The organism is Filimonas zeae (assembly GCF_014641615.1).
In the GTDB taxonomy this organism is placed as follows: Bacteria; Bacteroidota; Bacteroidia; order Chitinophagales; family Chitinophagaceae; genus Filimonas; species Filimonas zeae.
The window spans coordinates 122,439-139,090 of the sequence record NZ_BMIB01000002.1; the positions used below are offsets into that span (position 1 = coordinate 122,439).

Consider the following 16,652-nt stretch of genomic DNA (forward strand, 5'->3'; position numbering starts at 1 on the left):
ACCTTTAAAACTTACCTGATGCTTAAAAAATATGCAGTACTGGCGGGAATCATCGTTTCGGTATCACTGTTGCTGGTAGCCATTGCCGTATATCCGGGCGGCTCTCTGGCCAATCCCAACGCTGTGGGCTTTCAATGGTCGCAAAACTTCATCAGCAATTTGTTTGCTGCCAAAGCTATTAACGGGGCGGTTAATACTGCCAGGGTATGGGCAGATGCAGGTATGATATTACTATCGGCCAGCTTTGCAGTATTCTTTGTCCACTTCTCTCAAAAAATACCCAACAAAGGCGCTGCTATGGTTATTAAATATCTGGGCGCCGGTAACATGTTGTTCAATTGTTTAATTGCAACACCCCTGCACGATTTAATGGTGGTTATAGCCAGTACGTTGCTTTTGGTAAGCTTGTTTTACATTACAGTATTTGTAATGCTAACCAGACTACACTGGCTAAAATGTGCCTGTGTGGTTTGTATGTTGCTTTATTACATAACCATGTTTTTATACGGTTCCACCTTCCGCGGGCCTTTACCTGTTATGCAAAAAATAACCTTTCTCAGTTCTATCTTATTGGTGCTGGCGCTGGAGTATGGCACTACCGCAGCAGATTTTGCGCATATAAAATCAAAACGGCAAAAGCAGGCTAGTTCAGAAAAAACAGCAGCATAATACTAAAACCATATTCCTTCAGCAAGCTGGCCTGAATCTGCTGCAGGGCGTTGTGCAGCTGGTTGCGTACGGTAAATTCAGAAATCTGCATCAAAGCGGCAATCTCCTGCCTGCTCAGTCCCTGTTCCCGGCTCAGTTCATAAATGCGGCGGCGCTGGGGCGATAGCTGGTTAACGGCACGCTGAATAGAAGCCCGCAACTCTTTGGCAGAGTAACTATGTTCTACCGCATTGTTTTCTCCGGGCATATCCAGGTACAAACGGGCCATTACCTTGTCTTCATTTTTATTACGCCGTAACTGGTTAATAGAGGTATTGGTGGCAAGGCGGTAAATATACCCGGCTAAATTGTCCACCACCGGCAGCTTTGTACGTATAAGCCACAGTTTCATAAACACCTCCGCAACTACATCTTCAGCCAGCACCGGGTCCTTTACCATCTTCAATACTATCGGATGTATAATGGCGCCGAAATGATAAAACAGGCCTGCGAAAGCCTGTTCATCTCCTTCTGAAATGCGTTGTACCATTTCCCGGTCAATATGTTCGGTATGCCTGCTCACTGCAATGTAGCCCTGGGGGTAGAAACCGGCAAACTAGAACATTTTCGGGAATGTTGATGGCTTAATGCTTATAAAATAGCATAAGCATACCCTACCACGGGCTTTCATGATTGTTGACAGCAATATCATGACTGAAGAATTTACCATGCGGCCCTGCTGCATCAATGGTAGCATATTTAACTACAAAAGCAGCTGAATCGGTTACAGACAAATGCCCGCTATGGTGGTTAAAATCGGTAGCCGTATAACCCGGGTCCACCACATTTACCCGCACCGTAGTATCACGCAGTTCGTAAGCCAGCACCACCGTCCAGGCATTTAACGCGGTTTTGGATGGCCCGTAAGCAGCACCCTTTACGGCATAATATTGCCAGGCAGGATCACTGTGTAGTGTTAACGATCCCAGGCCGGAAGTAACGTTTACTATTACTGCTTCCGCTGCTGCTTTCAGCAAAGGCAGAAAAGCCTGCGTTACGGCAATAACGCCAAAGAAATTCGTTTCAAATACCTCGCGCACCAGCTGCAGATTGCAGTCTGCCGCCCGCTGCGGCTGCGGAAAGCCGCCGCTGATGCCTGCATTGTTTACCAGTAAATCCAGTGAGGTAATTTTTGATTGCAGCAACGCCTGTGCTGCTGTAATGGAAGCCGCATTGGTTACATCCAGTTGTATGGCTTCTACCTGTGTAAGCCCTTCTGCCTGTAAAGCAGCAACGGCCTGCGCGCCTTTTGCCGCATCCCGGCATCCCATATATACATAATATCCTTTCTGTGCCAGCTTCCGGGCAGTTTCAAACCCGATGCTTTTGTTGGCGCCTGTTACCAGTGCTTTTTTCATGTTTACTGCTTTTGTACAGCAAAGCTACCGGCGCTAAAAAGCCTGCAACGGCACGCACCTGGGTATTAATGGTACATTTTTCGGGTATCGGTTCTGTACGCCACAGGTGTTTGCCCGTTCAGCCGTTTAAAAAAGCGGTTAAAGTAAGAATCGTCTTCAAAGCCCAGTTCAAAAGCAATTTCTTTAACTGATAACTCAGAATGCAACAGCAGCCTTCTGGCCTCCAGCATCAGCCGTTCATGAATATGCGCAATGGGTGGTTTGCCACTCTGTGCTTTTATCACCTCACTCAGGTAACCGGCAGAAAGGTTCATAACAGCCGCATAGTCTGCCACCTCATGGCTATCTGTATACCGCTCGTTAATATAGGCCAGGTATTGTTTCAGTATCCGCTTTTCCGGTACCGCATCGCTGGCTGCAAACTGCTCTGTATACAGGCGGCTCAGGTAAATAAGCAATACTTTCAGGTAAGCCATCAGCATACCCTGCTGCCATTGCCCGGCGGTATGGTATTCTGTATAAATGCGCTCCAGCATATCTTCCACAAATACCACATCTGCGGCATTCAGCTTCAGCTCATGCCCGTTAAATGGATTTTGTATCAGTGGCAGTTCTTTTAAAAAATGCCCTTCTGCTGCTGCCAGAAACGCTTCGCTGAAACAGACAGAAATGCCGCTGAGCGGTGCATCTGAATCTTCTTTCAGATGCACCTGCTGCGGAACCGTAAAGTATAAAGTATCCGGCTGCAGTACATAGCTTTTCATATCTATCCAGTGCCGGCTGCTGCCCACTTTTACAAAAGCCAGAAAATAATAATCCTTCCGGTGCGGCACAAAAAAGTCTAACCGGCGGTAGTTCCGTATCTCACGGTTTTTATCAATCCGGAACATCGGGTGCCCTGTAGCCGCATCGGGCTCAAACGCATAGCGGGGTATGTCTTTGTCTTCCGTGGTGGTAAACATGGTACAAAAAAAGGCAATTATTTTAAAACCACCGTTCCGGAAACCATGTGTGCATACCCTATTACAGCTTAACCGTACTCAGCTTACCGCTGTACGTAATGGTTTTATCCGCTTTGGCTGCTGCATCCCCTGCCCCTTTTTGCTCACCTACCACTACTACCTTAAACTTTCTTTTGGTAAGCATGCCCGCAAAACCACCCTCCCGGTTGCCAATGGTAAGTGTACGGCTGGCATTGTTCCACGTAAAGGATATAGTAGCATACTTACCTTTCTCATAATTGTAATTATCATTCTCATCTTCATACAACACAAACTCACCATCCGCGCCGGGGTAAATACGTATTTCCAGGTTATCCCATTTTTGTTCCGTAGCGTATTGCACTTTAGGGCCAAAAGGTATAACAGACCCTGCACGTACATACAACGGTATAATATCAACAGGCACTTCTTTTTGTACAGTTTGCCCGCCGTTAAGCGTTTGCCCGGTCCAGAAGTCAATCCACTGCGTACCCTGTGGCAGGTATACCGGCTGTTTGCCTGTTTTACTAAAATCTTCTTTAGGGTCTTTCCATTTTTCGCCGGTGCCGGTAACATACATAGCATCGGTTACAGGAGTTACCAGAAAAGAGCGGCCAAACATATATGCGTTACTAATGTTGTGTACAGCAGTGTCGCTGTTAAAATCCATAAACAAAGGCCGTAAAAAAGAACCTGCCTGTTTAGTTACCTGCCATCCGGTGGAGTACAAATAAGGCAATAAAGCATAACGGAGGTTTATATATTTTTCTTCGGAGTCATAGGCCCAGTCGCCCTTTTTACCAAAATACCATATCTCTTTGCTAACACCAGAACCGTGCGAGCGCTGCATGGGTGTAAACGTGCCATACTGAAACCAGCGGGTATACAACTCCTGATAGGCTTTATTGGCAACACCGCCCTCATAATCCCACAGAAAAAAGCCACCGATATCTGTATTCCAGTAAGGTATGCCTGTTATGGAAAAGTTTAAACCCGTAGGTATCTGCTTTTTAAATACGCCCCAGGTACTGCGCAAATCGCCCGACCAGGTATTGGCGCCATAACGTTGCTGCCCGGCAAAAGCATTGCGGGTTAATAAATACACCCGCTTATCAGCAGAGGTCTGGCGCTGGTGCGTATATACGCCCCCATTGGTCATTAGCGGAAAAGCATTGTGCACCTTGCGGTAGCTGCCCAGATAGGTAGGCTTGTCAAAGTCCGCATCTTTAATATTAATATGATCAGGATCGGTAGAATCCAGCCACCAGGCATCCACGCCTTTTGCAAACAACAGCTCATTCATATAGCCCCAGTATTTACGCCGCGCTTCCGGATGAAATACATCGTATACCCTTGCGCCCGATTTGGGTGGCCAGGTTTCAAAATCAATCAGCATGTTGTTTTGCTTAAAATACTGGTACTGGCGGGTAAGCGGGCCAAAACCCGGCCATACCGAAATCATAAAATGCGCGTTCCGGCGGTGTACATGGTCAATCATTTCCTGCGGCTTCGGAAAGCCTGGGTTTAAAAATTCCATCGCATTCCAGGCGCTGTCTTTGCCCCAGTATTGCCAGTCTTGTATAATACCATCCAGCGGCACGCCCAGGCTGCGGTATTTATCTACCACATCCATAGTTTCCTGCTGGGTTTTATAACGCTCACGCGATTGCCAGAAACCGAATGTCCATAAAGGAAACATCGGTGCCTGCCCGGTAAGCTCCCGTATCAGTGCAATATTTCCATCCCCGCTTTTACCATACATAAAATAGTAGTCAGCACAATTACCTATTTCAGAGTCGAACGACATTTCCTGCGGATTGTCGTTAAAAGTAGTGGGTGAGTAATTATCCCAGAAAACCGCATATCCTTTGGTGGATTGCACAATGGGAATGTAGGCATACAAAGGAAACTGCCGCATGTACAGCTTTACATTCCGCTGGTTCATTTTATCGGTCTGGGTTTGCCCCAGGCCATAAATAGCCTCTCCTTTATCCAGCAAAAATGCCTGGCGCACATTATAAGCGGGCACTCCGGCATCATTCACCGGTGTAAACTGAGCACCATAGTCTTTTTCGGTAAAAAGTGGCTGGCCGTTCAACGCCAGAAAAGACACTCTTCCCGTTTGGGTATTGCAATGCACCCGCAGGGCAGCGCTCTCCAGCACCACCAGCCCCCCTTGTTCTTTTACTGTAAAAGCGGTGGTTTCGGGTGTTTTAATAACAGAGAGGCTTTCTTTGGCGGAGGATGTGGCTACGGGCGTTTTAGATACCCGCACTATATTTCCGGCATAAAAATCCACTTTTATATGTAGCTCCTGCGTGGTAAAACCAATACCATTAGCCGTGCGCGTAAATTGCTGCGCTTTTGCTTTCTGTACCGGCCCCCATAAGGTTACTACCAGTAACAGGCATAGTGTTTTTGATAATTGTACATTCATTGTCAAGCGATTATTCATGACACCAAAGGTATCTGCCTCCCTGTGCAGGCGCTGGTAACCATGTTGAAACTAATGGTAACTAGGTTGATTTTTTCGTTTTTTCCGCATATTCTGATGGGCGGCAGCCATAGGTTTCCTGAAAACACCTGCTGAGATAGCTGGCGCTGCTGAATCCGGTTTTATCCGCAATCTCCCCTATACTCAGCTTTCCTTCCAGAATATATGCAGCCGCTTTTTGCAAACGGATATTGCGGATAAACAGCGAGGGCGATTTATCCAGCAACGCCACCAGTTTCCGGTACAGCCCCGTACGTTCCATACACAGGTCGCGGCTCAGCGCCTCTACCGAGTATCCCGGCTCTTCCAGGTTCTTTTCTACTATTTCCATAGCCCTGGCCAGAAAAGCCGCATCGGCCGCACTCATATCGGTGCCTTCTTCTATATTATCAGTGCCACTGTGTACCGGCAACGTATTCTTTTCTGCTTCCAGCAAATTACATTGCTCAATCAGGTTGCGTATACGTATCAGAAGAATTTCCTCCCGATGCAGGCGTTCCATTCTTTTACGGGTATTATAGTTGTACCACCACACCGCAGTAACAACAGCCAGCAAACAAAATATACCGTACAGTAAATAAGCAGTTGTGGTTTTCCACCAGGGCGCATGAATAGTTATTTTCAATTCTGTAACTCCTCCATTCCATTGCCCGCCGTTTACAGAAGCCATTACGGAAAGTACATAAGTACCGGGTGCAAGATTGGTATAGGCAATGCGAAGCACGCCATCTGCCTGCTCATGCTGCGCCCCCGCGTAAGCTTCCTGCCAATCTGCATCTACACCCGCTAAGCGGTACCGGTAACGGGTACGGGAGGGGTTCAGATAATTAAGAGCGGAAAACTCAAACCGCAGAAAGTTCTGATCGTGCGAAAGCTCCAGCTGCTTTGTGTAAGGTGCCGCTAAAGGCAAAACGGTGCGGTTATCGTACCTGGCACCCGTCAACACCTGGGTACCACGCAAATACAATCCGGTTAACACCGGTTGCAAGGGCGCAGCAGCTGCATACAAATCATAGGGCTTAAGCAGCGTAAAGCCATTTATTCCGCCAAAGTAAAGCGTGCCATCCCTGGCTTCCAGTGCTGCACCGTCCGCATATTCGCCGGTAAGGGTACCATCAAATACATTGTAATTTTCAAACCGCACATTGCCCGTAACCGAATCTACGCCAATGCGGGATATGCCATAGCCCGTAGTTACCCAAAGCTGGTGATTACGGTCTTCCAGTATCGCATGTATAAAATTGTTTGCCAGGCCATCCTCTGTGTATAACACTTTTTCTTTTTCACCAGGTTTCTGCAGCTTCAACCCGTCTGCCGTTCCCCGCCAAGTCCATCCACGGCTATCAGTATGTACGGCTGTAATGCCATTACCAACACCCTGCTGCGTCCAGTTGCCTTCAGGCAATGCAGTACTTCCCACGCTTACCAACCGGCCATCGCCCTGTGCCAACGGTGTAAAGCGATACACACCCGTGTTGCATTTTATCAGTACGGATCCTTCCTTCGCTCCGGCAAACGCCTGTACAATAATATCCTTACCTGCTGCCACGGGAAAATAAGAGCGGCCTATGTAGCTGAACTTATATCGCTGCGGATGGTAATATAATAAACCCTGGTTTAGCGTACCCAACCAAAAGCCGCCCTGCCTGTCAAAAAACAGCGTGCTTATCTCCGTATTAATCAGGCTGCCATCCACGGTTTTCAACTCCGGCAGATAGTTCTTACGGCCGTTCGCCCCCTCAATTATCCAGAAGCCGCTGCGGCAGCTTACAAAAGCCTTTCCCTCTTTCAGGGCAAGCGTATTAAGTGTGTAGTCAGTTTCCAGTTTTTTCTCCCATATCCGTTTGCTCGTGTCAAAAAAGAAACACCCTCCTTTGCTGCCGTTGCGCAATTGATAAAAACCACCTTTTCCGGTAACCACCAGGGAGGTTCTGGCAAAAAGCGGTTTTTCCGCATCGGCATAAGCAGCGCTGGCATACAGCCTGCGTGTTGTTTTTAAATCGTAAGCAATAAGTTTACCGGAACTGAAAAAGAGGTAGAGTCTATGCCCGTCTGCCACCAGATCCTGTAACGCACCCGCTTCTTCCGGCAGCTCCCATTCGCCCGGCGCATCCTGCCGCCATAATCTGCGGCCGTTCACCAGCCACAGGCGGTTATGGGCATCCACAAACACATCTTCTGCCTGTTTCTGAACGCCAATGCTTTTAAAATACAGGTGCAGATCGGGCAGGAACTTTTCGCGGCGCAAATCCACACACATCAGCCGGTGTGTATCTTTTATCCAGAGCAGGGAATCCCCCTGCTCATACACGCGGTAAAAACCATCGTACTTTTTTAATTCATACCCACCTGAATGCGGGCGGTGCAGATAGTGGAAGCGCGCACCATCATACAAATTCAGATTGCCACTGGTAGTAAACACCATTCGCCCGTTGTGTAGTTGCAGTATATAACGCACCTGGTTATCACTCAGGCCCTGGGCAACATTTACCGGCGTAAACACAAAATCATCTGCCCTGGCAATGCATAACATCAGTACCAGGCATATGGTAGCATATAAACGTTTTTTCATTCCGGCACTTGATAATTGCTATTGCGAAAGATATAGCTAATCCAATAAAACACAAACACCGGAGGTCACCCAAAAAACATTTAACATTTTCAATCTGCGCATTTATCCCGCACCCAGCTGCTGTATCATCGCCTGAACCGATTCTTCAGAAGGCGCGGCAAAATCTTTTATGCTGTCCAGGGCTTCCTTACCCAGTACTACAGCCCTTGCACGCATCTGCTGCTCATAAGCTGCAATAGCTGCCGGTATATCCGTATATTTTCCATCGGTAAGGCATTCACATACATCCCAGGCATCCAGCATGGCAGTATTCACGCCCTCACCAGATGGCGGCATTAAATGCGCAGCATCGCCAATAAGCGTAATGTTGGGTTGGGCATTCCAGTACTGATCTAAAGGAAAATAGTTCAAAGGCCGGGGAACAAACCGGGTGCATGCTTTAAAAAGGGAGAGAAATACAGGGCTCCATCCCTGGTAATAGCTTTCCAGCCATGCATATACTTCTTCGCTATTGTTAAAATCGATGCCGCTGGTGCTAACCCAGTTTTCAGGATACAGAGAGGATGCATAAAAAGTGAGTCCGCCATCGCCCCTCGGCTGGGCTGCAATAGATTTACCAGCCCCCATAGCAATTAAATTACCCTGCTGCAACAGGGTATACATTTCCGGGCATTCCTTTTCAGGCTCTTCTATCTCGCCCTGAATAATGGTGGCACCCGAATAAAGGGCTTTAATGTTGGTTACGTAAGGCCTTACTTTTGAGCGGTACCCATCTGCCCCTATCACAACATCCGCAACAGCAGCAGTACCATTGTTAAAGCTGAGTTGCCAGGCATCACCCACCTGTTCCATTGCAGTAAGCTGGCTATTCCAAACTACAGTACCCGGCATAAGCGCATCCAGTAAAATATTCCGTAACGCTCCCCTGTCAATTTCCGGCCGGAAATGTGGATCACCAAAATCCGGGTTACCTTCCTTCGCATGTTCATCCAGCAGCATGTTTCCATCTTTATCTACCAAACGAAACTTATCTGCTCCCGGCATATAGCTGGCTTTAAAAGCATCCATTAAACCGGCAGCCGCTATTACCCGAAGACCCGAATCAAAATGCAGATCTACAATAGCCCCCTGCACGCGTACTTCTTTACTAACATCCCGCTCATATACTTTTACCTGTATACCCTTAAGCTGTAAAAGACGGGCCAATGTTAGCCCGCCGGGCCCGCCCCCCACAATGGCTACACTTTTATTACGAAGCAAATGACCTGTTTGCAATAATTCCACTTTTGTACTTATTTAATCAGCACAAAGGAACAGCTAATGCACAGTGCAGGCAATGCCTATACGCAGTAAGTATAGCACTAATCAAGGTTTTTGTTGCGAAAGGCTAACGGAGTCATACCCACCACTTTTGCAAACAGTCGCGTAAAGTAGGAATAATCATCATACCCCAGTTCACCCGCAATTTCCTTAACCGATTTATCCGTGTGATACAGCAGGCGTTTGGCCTCCAGCACAACGCGCTCCTGTATATGCCAGGATACGGGAAAGCCGGTGGCGGTTTTCACACACTCGTTCAGATAAGGCGTGGACACATTCAGCTGCTTTGCATAATCCGTGGCACTTTTAACAGTGGCATACTGTTGCTCCAGTGCCTGCCTGAACGCTTTGGTTATTACCTCAAACCGGGTAAGTTTACTGGTTAACTTATCCTGCGCCAGGTACTGCGAAACTGCCAATGCTACCAGTGTGTTGCAGCTGTCTTTAAGAATAGCACCATATAGCTTCTCCTGTTTTCTTTCATAAAGCTGCATGCATACAGAAGCGGCTGCAATAATAACAGGCAAAACATCGGGTTTTAAAGAAACTGCTTTTACAGGCGAAAGATCATGCAGCCATTTCAGGTATTCCGGATGAATATTTTCAGAAGTGACAATCCAGCTGGAAACAACAGCATTCTTAAACGCAATTACACGGTGTATCTGGCTGGGATGAATATAAATCAGCGCCGGCGCCTTTATTACGTGTTTTTGAAAGTCAATTTCAATATGGGTACTCCCTTTTTCCTGCAGAATAAAAGAATGCCCTCCATCCCGGTGAAAGCGTACTATATTTTTAGATTCCGGCACCCCGTTAAACACTATTCTTCCTATAAAAATGCCACTTACACCCGAAGGCAGCGTGTGTACCGGAATATGTTTACTTTTTGTAGGCATACTGTAAGCGAATTAAAGATAAGCGCCCCCCTGTTAATTTCCGTGCATAGTTTGTCAAAATAAGTCTATAACCCTGTGGCCTTTATAACTAGGTTTGAAGTAGTTATAAATCGGTTGCGTTGCCCCAAGGCACATCCTAAATCTTACCATTAATCATTAAACAACGATGTCTGTACCGTTATGGTACCGGCTGCTTATATCTGTACGCTATTATACTGTAAAGCCCAGAACTATGAACATATACAAATTGATGTATCGTCTACTGCTATGCTCTTTTTTCTTTTGTGCCACGCTGGCACATGGCCAGGATACCGTACCTGTAAGCGGTACCATTAAAGACAGTACCGGCCAGCCGGTAGCAGGTGCCAGTATTCATGTTAAAAACAAAACCAATGGCGTTAACTCCGGCGAAGATGGCAGCTTCCGGCTACAGGCTGCTAACGGCAGTACGCTGGTGATAAGTGCGGTTGGTTATGCCACGCAGGAAGTGGCCGTTACAGGTGCAACACCATTATTGTTAGTACTGAAGCGACAGGCCGCCCAGCTGGAAGAGGTGGTGGTGACGGCATTAGGTGTTAAACGCGCCAAACGCAACCTTACCTATAGTACACAGGAAGTAAAAAGCGATGAAATACTGGCTACCAAAGAAGCCAACCTGGTAAACACACTGGCAGGCAAGGTTTCCGGCATGCAGGTTACCAGCTCTTCCGGTGCAGCCGGTGCCTCTTCCCGCGTAGTTATACGGGGTAACATATCTGCTACCGGTAATAACCAGGCGCTGTTTGTAGTAGATGGTATTCCCATTAATAACGATGAAACCAGTAATATTGGTGGTGGTGCTGCCGGCGCAGGCAGCAACCGCGCTATAGATATAGACCCCAATACCATTGATAATGTAAACGTGTTAAAAGGCGCGGCGGCCACTGCTTTATATGGCTCTGCCGGTGCTAACGGTGTAATACTGATTACCACTAAAAATGGCACTGCGGAAAAAAAGCCGGTTATCACTTTTACATCTGATTACTCCGTAGGTAAAGCTATTTTACCGCAGAGGCAGCGGATATGGGCACAGGGTACCGGCGGTGTATTCTATAACGGCGAGGATCAGAAAACAGGCCAATCCTGGGGGCCACGTATGGATACCTTAAAAATAAACGGACAGCCTGCGGTAACCTATCACCCGGAAGATCTGTTTTTGCGCACAGCCAAAACCACCCAAAACGCACTCAGCGTAAATGGCGGTAACAGCAACTCTTCTTACTTCCTGTCCTATTCTTATTTAAACCAGCAGGGCTTACAACCCAAGAATGAGTTTAAGCGTCATTCTATTTTTGCCAAGTATTCAGCTAAAATAGGAAAGCACTTCAATTCCACTTTTCAGCTCGCTTATTCTAACAGCAACCAGAACCGCTTACCGGAAGGTGCCAGCAACGGGCCTTTGTTTGTAATACTGGTGCAGCCCGTTTCCTGGAACCCCTATCCTGTTCTGGCCAGCAATGGTACACCACGTATGTACCGCCTGGGCCGTAACTCACCGCTGTGGAGCCTGGACAATATCAACAACAATTCCCGCGTAAACCGTTTTTTACCGGTAATGACGTTGAACTACACACCCACCAGCTGGCTTACGGTTACAGAGCGTGTAGGTGCGGATATTTTTATGGAGCAGGATAAGTATGTAGAGCAGGCCAGCCCCGCGATAGGATTACCCGGACAGGTAAGGGACCAGACCATTCTGTTCCGCCAGTTTAACCACGACTTTATGGTAAGCGCCAACAAACAGGCAGGCAGGTTTAACATGGATGTATTGCTGGGTAATAACATATACAGTTCCTACAGCCAGAACATACAATTGATAGCCAACGGCGTTGTTATTCCCGGTTATAACAACCAGTCAACAGGGGCCAAACTGTCTTCTACAGAAGGCAACTACCTGCAACGGAAAGTAGGCTTTTATGCACAGGCCAATATAGACTATAACCGCATGTTCATCCTGTCGTTAACCGGCCGGTACGATGGTAGTTCGGTACTGTCTAAAACAAAATCATTCTACCCTTACGGATCGGCAGCCGGTAGCTTCATCTTCACTCAACTGATGCAACCTTCGCGTATACTCAGTTTTGGTAAAGTGCGTTTATCTTACGCCCTGGTGGGTAATGATGGCATTCCTCCTTATTATCTCAACACGCCTTTTGTGCGTGCAGAACGCGCTACCGGCCTTAGTGCCAACCCTTTCCCGTATAACGATCGCCCCGGCTTTTTACAGGCTACAACCGTAGGCAACCCCAACCTGCAGAACGAAACACTGCGGGAATACGAAGGCGGTGTGGAAGCCCGCTTTTTCAACAACCGCATTACGTTTGAAGGTTCGTACTTCTACCGCAAATCGTTCAACGGCATTATATCCGATGTACCTATTTCTAATGCTACCGGCTACAGCGCTACTACCATTAACTCCGCCGAAATTGAAAACAGAGGTATAGAGATTGTGTTATCCGGCAGTGCCATTAAAACCAAAAACTTCAGTTGGGATGCCACCCTCAACTTTACCCGCATCCGCAACAAAGTATTGAAAATACAGGATGGCGTAAATGAACTGGGCCGCCTTACGGTAGGCCAGCCTTACAATATATTTAAAGGCCAGGCCGATAAATACAATGCTCAGGGCCAGCTGATGATTGACGATAACGGCCTTCCGTTAAGAACCGACAACGTTATTATAGGTGATGTAAACCCCGATTGGTTAGCAGGCTTCAACAACAACTTCCAGTACAAGCAATTCAACCTGTCGTTTTTTGTGGACATGAAAAAAGGCGGCGATGTACAGAATGATGTGGAAGGGGCAGCCATTTTCAACGGCACCTCTATACACACGGTAAACAGAGATAACATGGTGGTACAGGGTATCAGAGAATCTGATGGTCAGGCCAACAAAACCAGCATTACTGCTCAGCAATACTGGCAATCACGTCCGCTTTCTGCCACCATTCAGGATGGTACTTTTATCAAGCTCAGAACCGTTAGCATAGGTTACAACGTAAAAAGCAGTGTACTGGCAGGTACACCGTTTAAAGGGGCTTCGCTGATAGTTACCGGCCGCAACCTCTGGATTCACAGCCCCAACTTTACCGGCGGCGATCCCGAAGCAAGTTCTTATGGCAGCGGTAACAGCACACAGGGTGTGTATGCTTTCTCCACGCCTACTACCCGTGCCTTCAACTTTTCGCTTAAACTTACTTTTTAACCGCATGCCCACACTGTAAACTGAACACAATGAAAAAGCTATTATATATTATACCGTCGTTATTGCTTGTGTTAACAGGCTGCTCTAAATTTCTGGATGTTAACCAGGATCCCAACCGGCCATCCGATGTATCAGAATCGCTGTTGCTGCCTCCACTGGAACTGAATACTTCTGATAACGTGTATGCAGGCCTTTCCGCCACGCTGGCGCAGAACTTTCTGCAGGTAATTGCTCCCGTGCAGCCTAACCCCGGCTTCTGGAACTACCAGGTGCTAAGCCCTGATATGGATGGTGAGTTCAACACCTTTTATGTTACCAGCTTAAATAACCTGAAAATATTACAGAACAAAGCCGAGGCCAGCAACAAGCCCAACTACACGGCCATTGCCAAAATATTAACCGCTTATACACTGGCCACCGCAACAGACCTCTGGGGCGATCTGCCCTGGTCGGAAGGCTTTAAAGGCACCGCCAATCTGAAACCTGAATATGATTCGCAGGAAAGCATTTACAAAGTAATTCAGGATTTATTAACCAGTGCTATTACCGACATTAACACCGGCAGTGCTATTCTGCCCGGTGCTGATGATTTCTTTTATGCCGGTAATATGACGAAATGGAAAAAGCTGGCGTATCACTTAAAAGCCCGCTACTTCATGCATTTGAGCAAAGCACCCGGCCACACCGCTGCTATACAGGCAGATAGCGTATTGAATGCTTTACAAAACGGCTTTACCGCCAGCGCAGATGACCTGGCCATGGCTTATGCAGGTACTGCCGGTATGGAAAACGACTGGGGCATTACGTTTAACCCCGTAAGTACCTATGTACTGAACGAAACCTTTGTGGAAGGTTTTAAAACCCGTAACGACCCGCGTTTACCACTAATGGTAAAACCGGCAGCGCTTGACGGCCAGTACAGAGGCAGAAGAGTAGGCAGCCCCATACAGGCGTTGGATGCTTTTTCCTACCCAACTGATTTCTATGGCGGTTTAAATGCCACCAACTATATGGCTACTTATTCAGAGGCACTGTTTCTGAAAGCGGAAGCTACGCTAATCAAATCTGGCTTTGCCGCTGCGGCACCTTTTTACGTAGATGCGGTAAAAACAGGCTTTACCAGAACAGGCTTAGACCCCAACAGTGCAGCTGCCACTACGTACCTGGCTTCACGCACGCTTACCGCCGCTAATGCGCTGCAGTTGATTATAGAAGAGAAAGCACTGGCCAATCCATTTAATATTGAAAACTATACCGACTGGCGCAGAACCGGCTTTCCGGCACTGACAAAGGTAGACGGTGCTTTATCAGATATACCGAGAAGGTTGGTATACCCGCAAAGCGAACAACTGTCTAACCCGCAGCCGCAGCAAACGGCAAGACTTACCGACCGTTTGTGGTGGGATAGGCAGTAAACTATAAGTAGCACAAGAAAGCCGCTTCATTCATGTGTGAAGCGGCTTTCTTATGTAGATATACCTATGTTCACTTGCTTAGCATATCCTTACCCGCTCTTTTAGCAAACCGTGCAAAGAAATAAGCTTTTCGAGCAAGTCATCGGAAACAAGCGATGGCTCAAACTGTTTTCCTGTATCCCATAAATCAATTTCACTGATATCATCAAGAAATACGAATACCACATTACTGTCCAAAAGCGGGGTTAATCCGGTATCATTCACCTGTAAAGCAAAATCTCTTACAAAGCCCAACACCAGACACGCTTCGCGCCAGTTTTCATGCTGAATAAAGCTGTCATAATCCATGCACAATGTATCCAGGTCAAAGCTGGCGTAACAATCTTTTTCAACAAATTCCAGTTCTGTAACCCATTTCGCCATATTTTCCTTGTCAAACCCTATCTCACCCTCTGCCAGCACTGCAAACAAGTCAGCTATATTCCTGAATAAAACCCATTGATTTTGTTCATTCACCAGTAGCATATCTGTCTCCTCATCATCTGAAATATCACTTCCCAATACCGTGTAGCACAGATTATCAAGAAACCTGATTTGCACCAGATATTTCCTATACACCTCCGAGATACTTTTAATATTAACCTCCATACGCTTTTTGCAATGTTTAAGCAAGCCTGCAATTTACTTACTTAGTACATTTACCCCCATATTTCAGACCCTCATGAAACAGGTGCTTAAGAACAAGAAGGCGGTAATCTTTGATATGGATGGTGTGGTAATTGAGAGCGAAGGCTTTTGGTCGGTAGCTGAGCGGGAGATATTTAGCTCGCTGGGCGTAGTACTTACAGAAGAACATTGCCGGTTAACGCAGAAAATGACGGTTTCAGAAGCTTCCCGGTTCTGGTTTGAAAAATATCCCTGGAATGGCGTTACACTCCTGGAAGCGGAGCAAAAGGTGGTAGCCAGAGTAATAGAACTGATTGAGACAGAAGAATGTGGCATAGCGCATATCCGGGAGTTTATTTTACGGCTGAAAGCCCAGAGCCTTAAAATAGGCCTAGCAACCAATTCACCCGAGTCTTTTATCCCCCTGTGTCTGAAGCGGGCGGGAATAGCTGATTTGTTTGATGCGGTGTCTTCTGCCGCCAACGAAGCCAACGGTAAGCCACACCCGGACGTATACCTTACCACCGCCCGCAAATTGAATGTACCTCCACACGAATGCGTGGTTATTGAAGACTCCTATCATGGCATGCAGGCGGGCAAAAGTGCGGGCATGACGGTAATAGCATTTACCAACGGCAATAACGCAGCAAGCTTCGATATTGCAGATCATATACTGCATAATTACAGCATGCAAAGCTGGCTGTAACAGGTGTTATTGTTTCTCACCAATTCCCTATGTCAATGAAAGCATATAAGCTTGAAGCATTCACCTCTGATATTGAGAAAAATATCCGCAACGGCTTATATAAACCGGGCCAGAAACTACCTTCCGTACGCCACCTTAAAACCCAATATCAAACCAGTATCAGCACGTAATAGCCATAGAAAGCCCCTGTGTGTTCTCTGTGCTGGAAGTAATCAGTGTTCTAAAGCTGAAAGTAATAGAAATACCCCTAACCAGCCCCCTTTAACATTTTTTAACAATTTTTACCCGCTCAC

General features: G+C 47.0%; 13 protein-coding genes. 5 read left to right on the top strand and 8 right to left on the bottom strand.

Annotation, left to right across the window (positions count from 1 at the left end; genetic code table 11):
- The first annotated feature begins 18 nt into the window (after positions 1 to 18).
- On the top strand, positions 19 to 669 hold the full coding sequence (locus tag IEY13_RS07350) for a hypothetical protein (protein WP_188951340.1): 651 nt from the start codon (positions 19 to 21) through the stop codon (positions 667 to 669).
- On the opposite strand, the gene IEY13_RS07355 is transcribed toward IEY13_RS07350, so the two are convergent.
- The 7 genes from IEY13_RS07355 to IEY13_RS07385 form a co-directional block, all read right to left on the bottom strand.
- Entirely contained in the window at positions 644 to 1,231 is a 588-nt protein-coding gene (locus tag IEY13_RS07355; RefSeq protein WP_188951341.1) for an RNA polymerase sigma factor, read from the bottom strand. The genes IEY13_RS07350 and IEY13_RS07355 overlap by 26 nt on opposite strands.
- Positions 1,232 to 1,322: 91 nt before the next feature.
- Positions 1,323 to 2,066: an SDR family NAD(P)-dependent oxidoreductase gene (locus IEY13_RS07360; protein ID WP_188951342.1), complete on the bottom strand. Its 744-nt coding sequence runs from the start codon at positions 2,064 to 2,066 to the stop codon at positions 1,323 to 1,325.
- Between the two features lie 65 nt (positions 2,067 to 2,131).
- On the bottom strand, positions 2,132 to 3,028 hold the full coding sequence (locus IEY13_RS07365; protein ID WP_188951343.1) for a helix-turn-helix domain-containing protein: 897 nt from the start codon (positions 3,026 to 3,028) through the stop codon (positions 2,132 to 2,134).
- A 61-nt stretch (positions 3,029 to 3,089) separates the two neighbouring features.
- Positions 3,090 to 5,483, bottom strand: a complete 2,394-nt coding sequence (locus tag IEY13_RS07370) for a glycoside hydrolase family 31 protein (protein WP_188951344.1) — start codon at positions 5,481 to 5,483, stop codon at positions 3,090 to 3,092.
- A gap of 79 nt (positions 5,484 to 5,562) precedes the next feature.
- Positions 5,563 to 8,112: a helix-turn-helix domain-containing protein gene (locus tag IEY13_RS07375; protein WP_188951345.1), complete on the bottom strand. Its 2,550-nt coding sequence runs from the start codon at positions 8,110 to 8,112 to the stop codon at positions 5,563 to 5,565.
- A gap of 102 nt (positions 8,113 to 8,214) precedes the next feature.
- Positions 8,215 to 9,372 carry an FAD-dependent oxidoreductase gene (locus IEY13_RS07380; protein WP_188951346.1) on the bottom strand — a complete coding sequence of 386 codons (1,158 nt, stop codon included), beginning with the start codon at positions 9,370 to 9,372 and terminating at the stop codon, positions 8,215 to 8,217.
- Between the two features lie 101 nt (positions 9,373 to 9,473).
- On the bottom strand, positions 9,474 to 10,328 hold the full coding sequence (locus tag IEY13_RS07385) for a helix-turn-helix domain-containing protein (RefSeq protein WP_188951347.1): 855 nt from the start codon (positions 10,326 to 10,328) through the stop codon (positions 9,474 to 9,476).
- Positions 10,329 to 10,560: 232 nt separating this feature from the next.
- Here IEY13_RS07385 and IEY13_RS07390 point away from each other — a divergent pair, with 232 nt between their 5' ends.
- A complete protein-coding gene (locus IEY13_RS07390) occupies positions 10,561 to 13,572 on the top strand; it encodes a SusC/RagA family TonB-linked outer membrane protein (RefSeq protein ID WP_188951348.1) in 3,012 nt (1,003 codons plus the stop codon).
- A 29-nt stretch (positions 13,573 to 13,601) separates the two neighbouring features.
- Positions 13,602 to 14,987, top strand: coding sequence for a SusD/RagB family nutrient-binding outer membrane lipoprotein (locus IEY13_RS07395; protein WP_188951349.1), 1,386 nt, complete (start codon positions 13,602 to 13,604; stop codon positions 14,985 to 14,987).
- Between the two features lie 78 nt (positions 14,988 to 15,065).
- On the opposite strand, the gene IEY13_RS07400 is transcribed toward IEY13_RS07395, so the two are convergent.
- The gene (locus IEY13_RS07400) at positions 15,066 to 15,635 is read right to left on the bottom strand and encodes a hypothetical protein (protein ID WP_188951350.1); all 570 of its coding nucleotides are present in this window, start codon (positions 15,633 to 15,635) and stop codon (positions 15,066 to 15,068) included.
- Between the two features lie 73 nt (positions 15,636 to 15,708).
- On the opposite strand from IEY13_RS07400, the gene IEY13_RS07405 reads away from it, so the two are divergent.
- Both IEY13_RS07405 and IEY13_RS07410 read left to right on the top strand, forming a co-directional pair.
- Positions 15,709 to 16,359: an HAD family hydrolase gene (locus tag IEY13_RS07405; protein WP_188951351.1), complete on the top strand. Its 651-nt coding sequence runs from the start codon at positions 15,709 to 15,711 to the stop codon at positions 16,357 to 16,359.
- A gap of 35 nt (positions 16,360 to 16,394) precedes the next feature.
- Positions 16,395 to 16,529, top strand: a complete 135-nt coding sequence (locus tag IEY13_RS07410) for a GntR family transcriptional regulator (RefSeq protein ID WP_188951352.1) — start codon at positions 16,395 to 16,397, stop codon at positions 16,527 to 16,529.
- The last annotated feature ends 123 nt before the right edge of the window (positions 16,530 to 16,652 follow it).

What these genes read in the sequence shown, in the direction of transcription:
- IEY13_RS07360 (WP_188951342.1), bottom strand. Translation starts at nt 2,066, where the DNA reads ATGAAAAAAGCACTGGTAACAGGCGCCAACAAAAGCATCGGGTTTGAA.
- IEY13_RS07365 (WP_188951343.1), bottom strand. Translation starts at nt 3,028, where the DNA reads ATGTTTACCACCACGGAAGACAAAGACATACCCCGCTATGCGTTTGAG.
- IEY13_RS07385 (WP_188951347.1), bottom strand. Translation starts at nt 10,328, where the DNA reads ATGCCTACAAAAAGTAAACATATTCCGGTACACACGCTGCCTTCGGGT.
- IEY13_RS07395 (WP_188951349.1), top strand. Translation starts at nt 13,602, where the DNA reads ATGAAAAAGCTATTATATATTATACCGTCGTTATTGCTTGTGTTAACA.
- IEY13_RS07405 (WP_188951351.1), top strand. Translation starts at nt 15,709, where the DNA reads ATGAAACAGGTGCTTAAGAACAAGAAGGCGGTAATCTTTGATATGGAT.
- IEY13_RS07370 (WP_188951344.1), bottom strand. Translation starts at nt 5,483, where the DNA reads ATGAATGTACAATTATCAAAAACACTATGCCTGTTACTGGTAGTAACC.
- IEY13_RS07410 (WP_188951352.1), top strand. Translation starts at nt 16,395, where the DNA reads ATGAAAGCATATAAGCTTGAAGCATTCACCTCTGATATTGAGAAAAAT.
- IEY13_RS07400 (WP_188951350.1), bottom strand. Translation starts at nt 15,635, where the DNA reads ATGGAGGTTAATATTAAAAGTATCTCGGAGGTGTATAGGAAATATCTG.
- IEY13_RS07350 (WP_188951340.1), top strand. Translation starts at nt 19, where the DNA reads ATGCTTAAAAAATATGCAGTACTGGCGGGAATCATCGTTTCGGTATCA.
- IEY13_RS07390 (WP_188951348.1), top strand. Translation starts at nt 10,561, where the DNA reads ATGAACATATACAAATTGATGTATCGTCTACTGCTATGCTCTTTTTTC.
- IEY13_RS07375 (WP_188951345.1), bottom strand. Translation starts at nt 8,112, where the DNA reads ATGAAAAAACGTTTATATGCTACCATATGCCTGGTACTGATGTTATGC.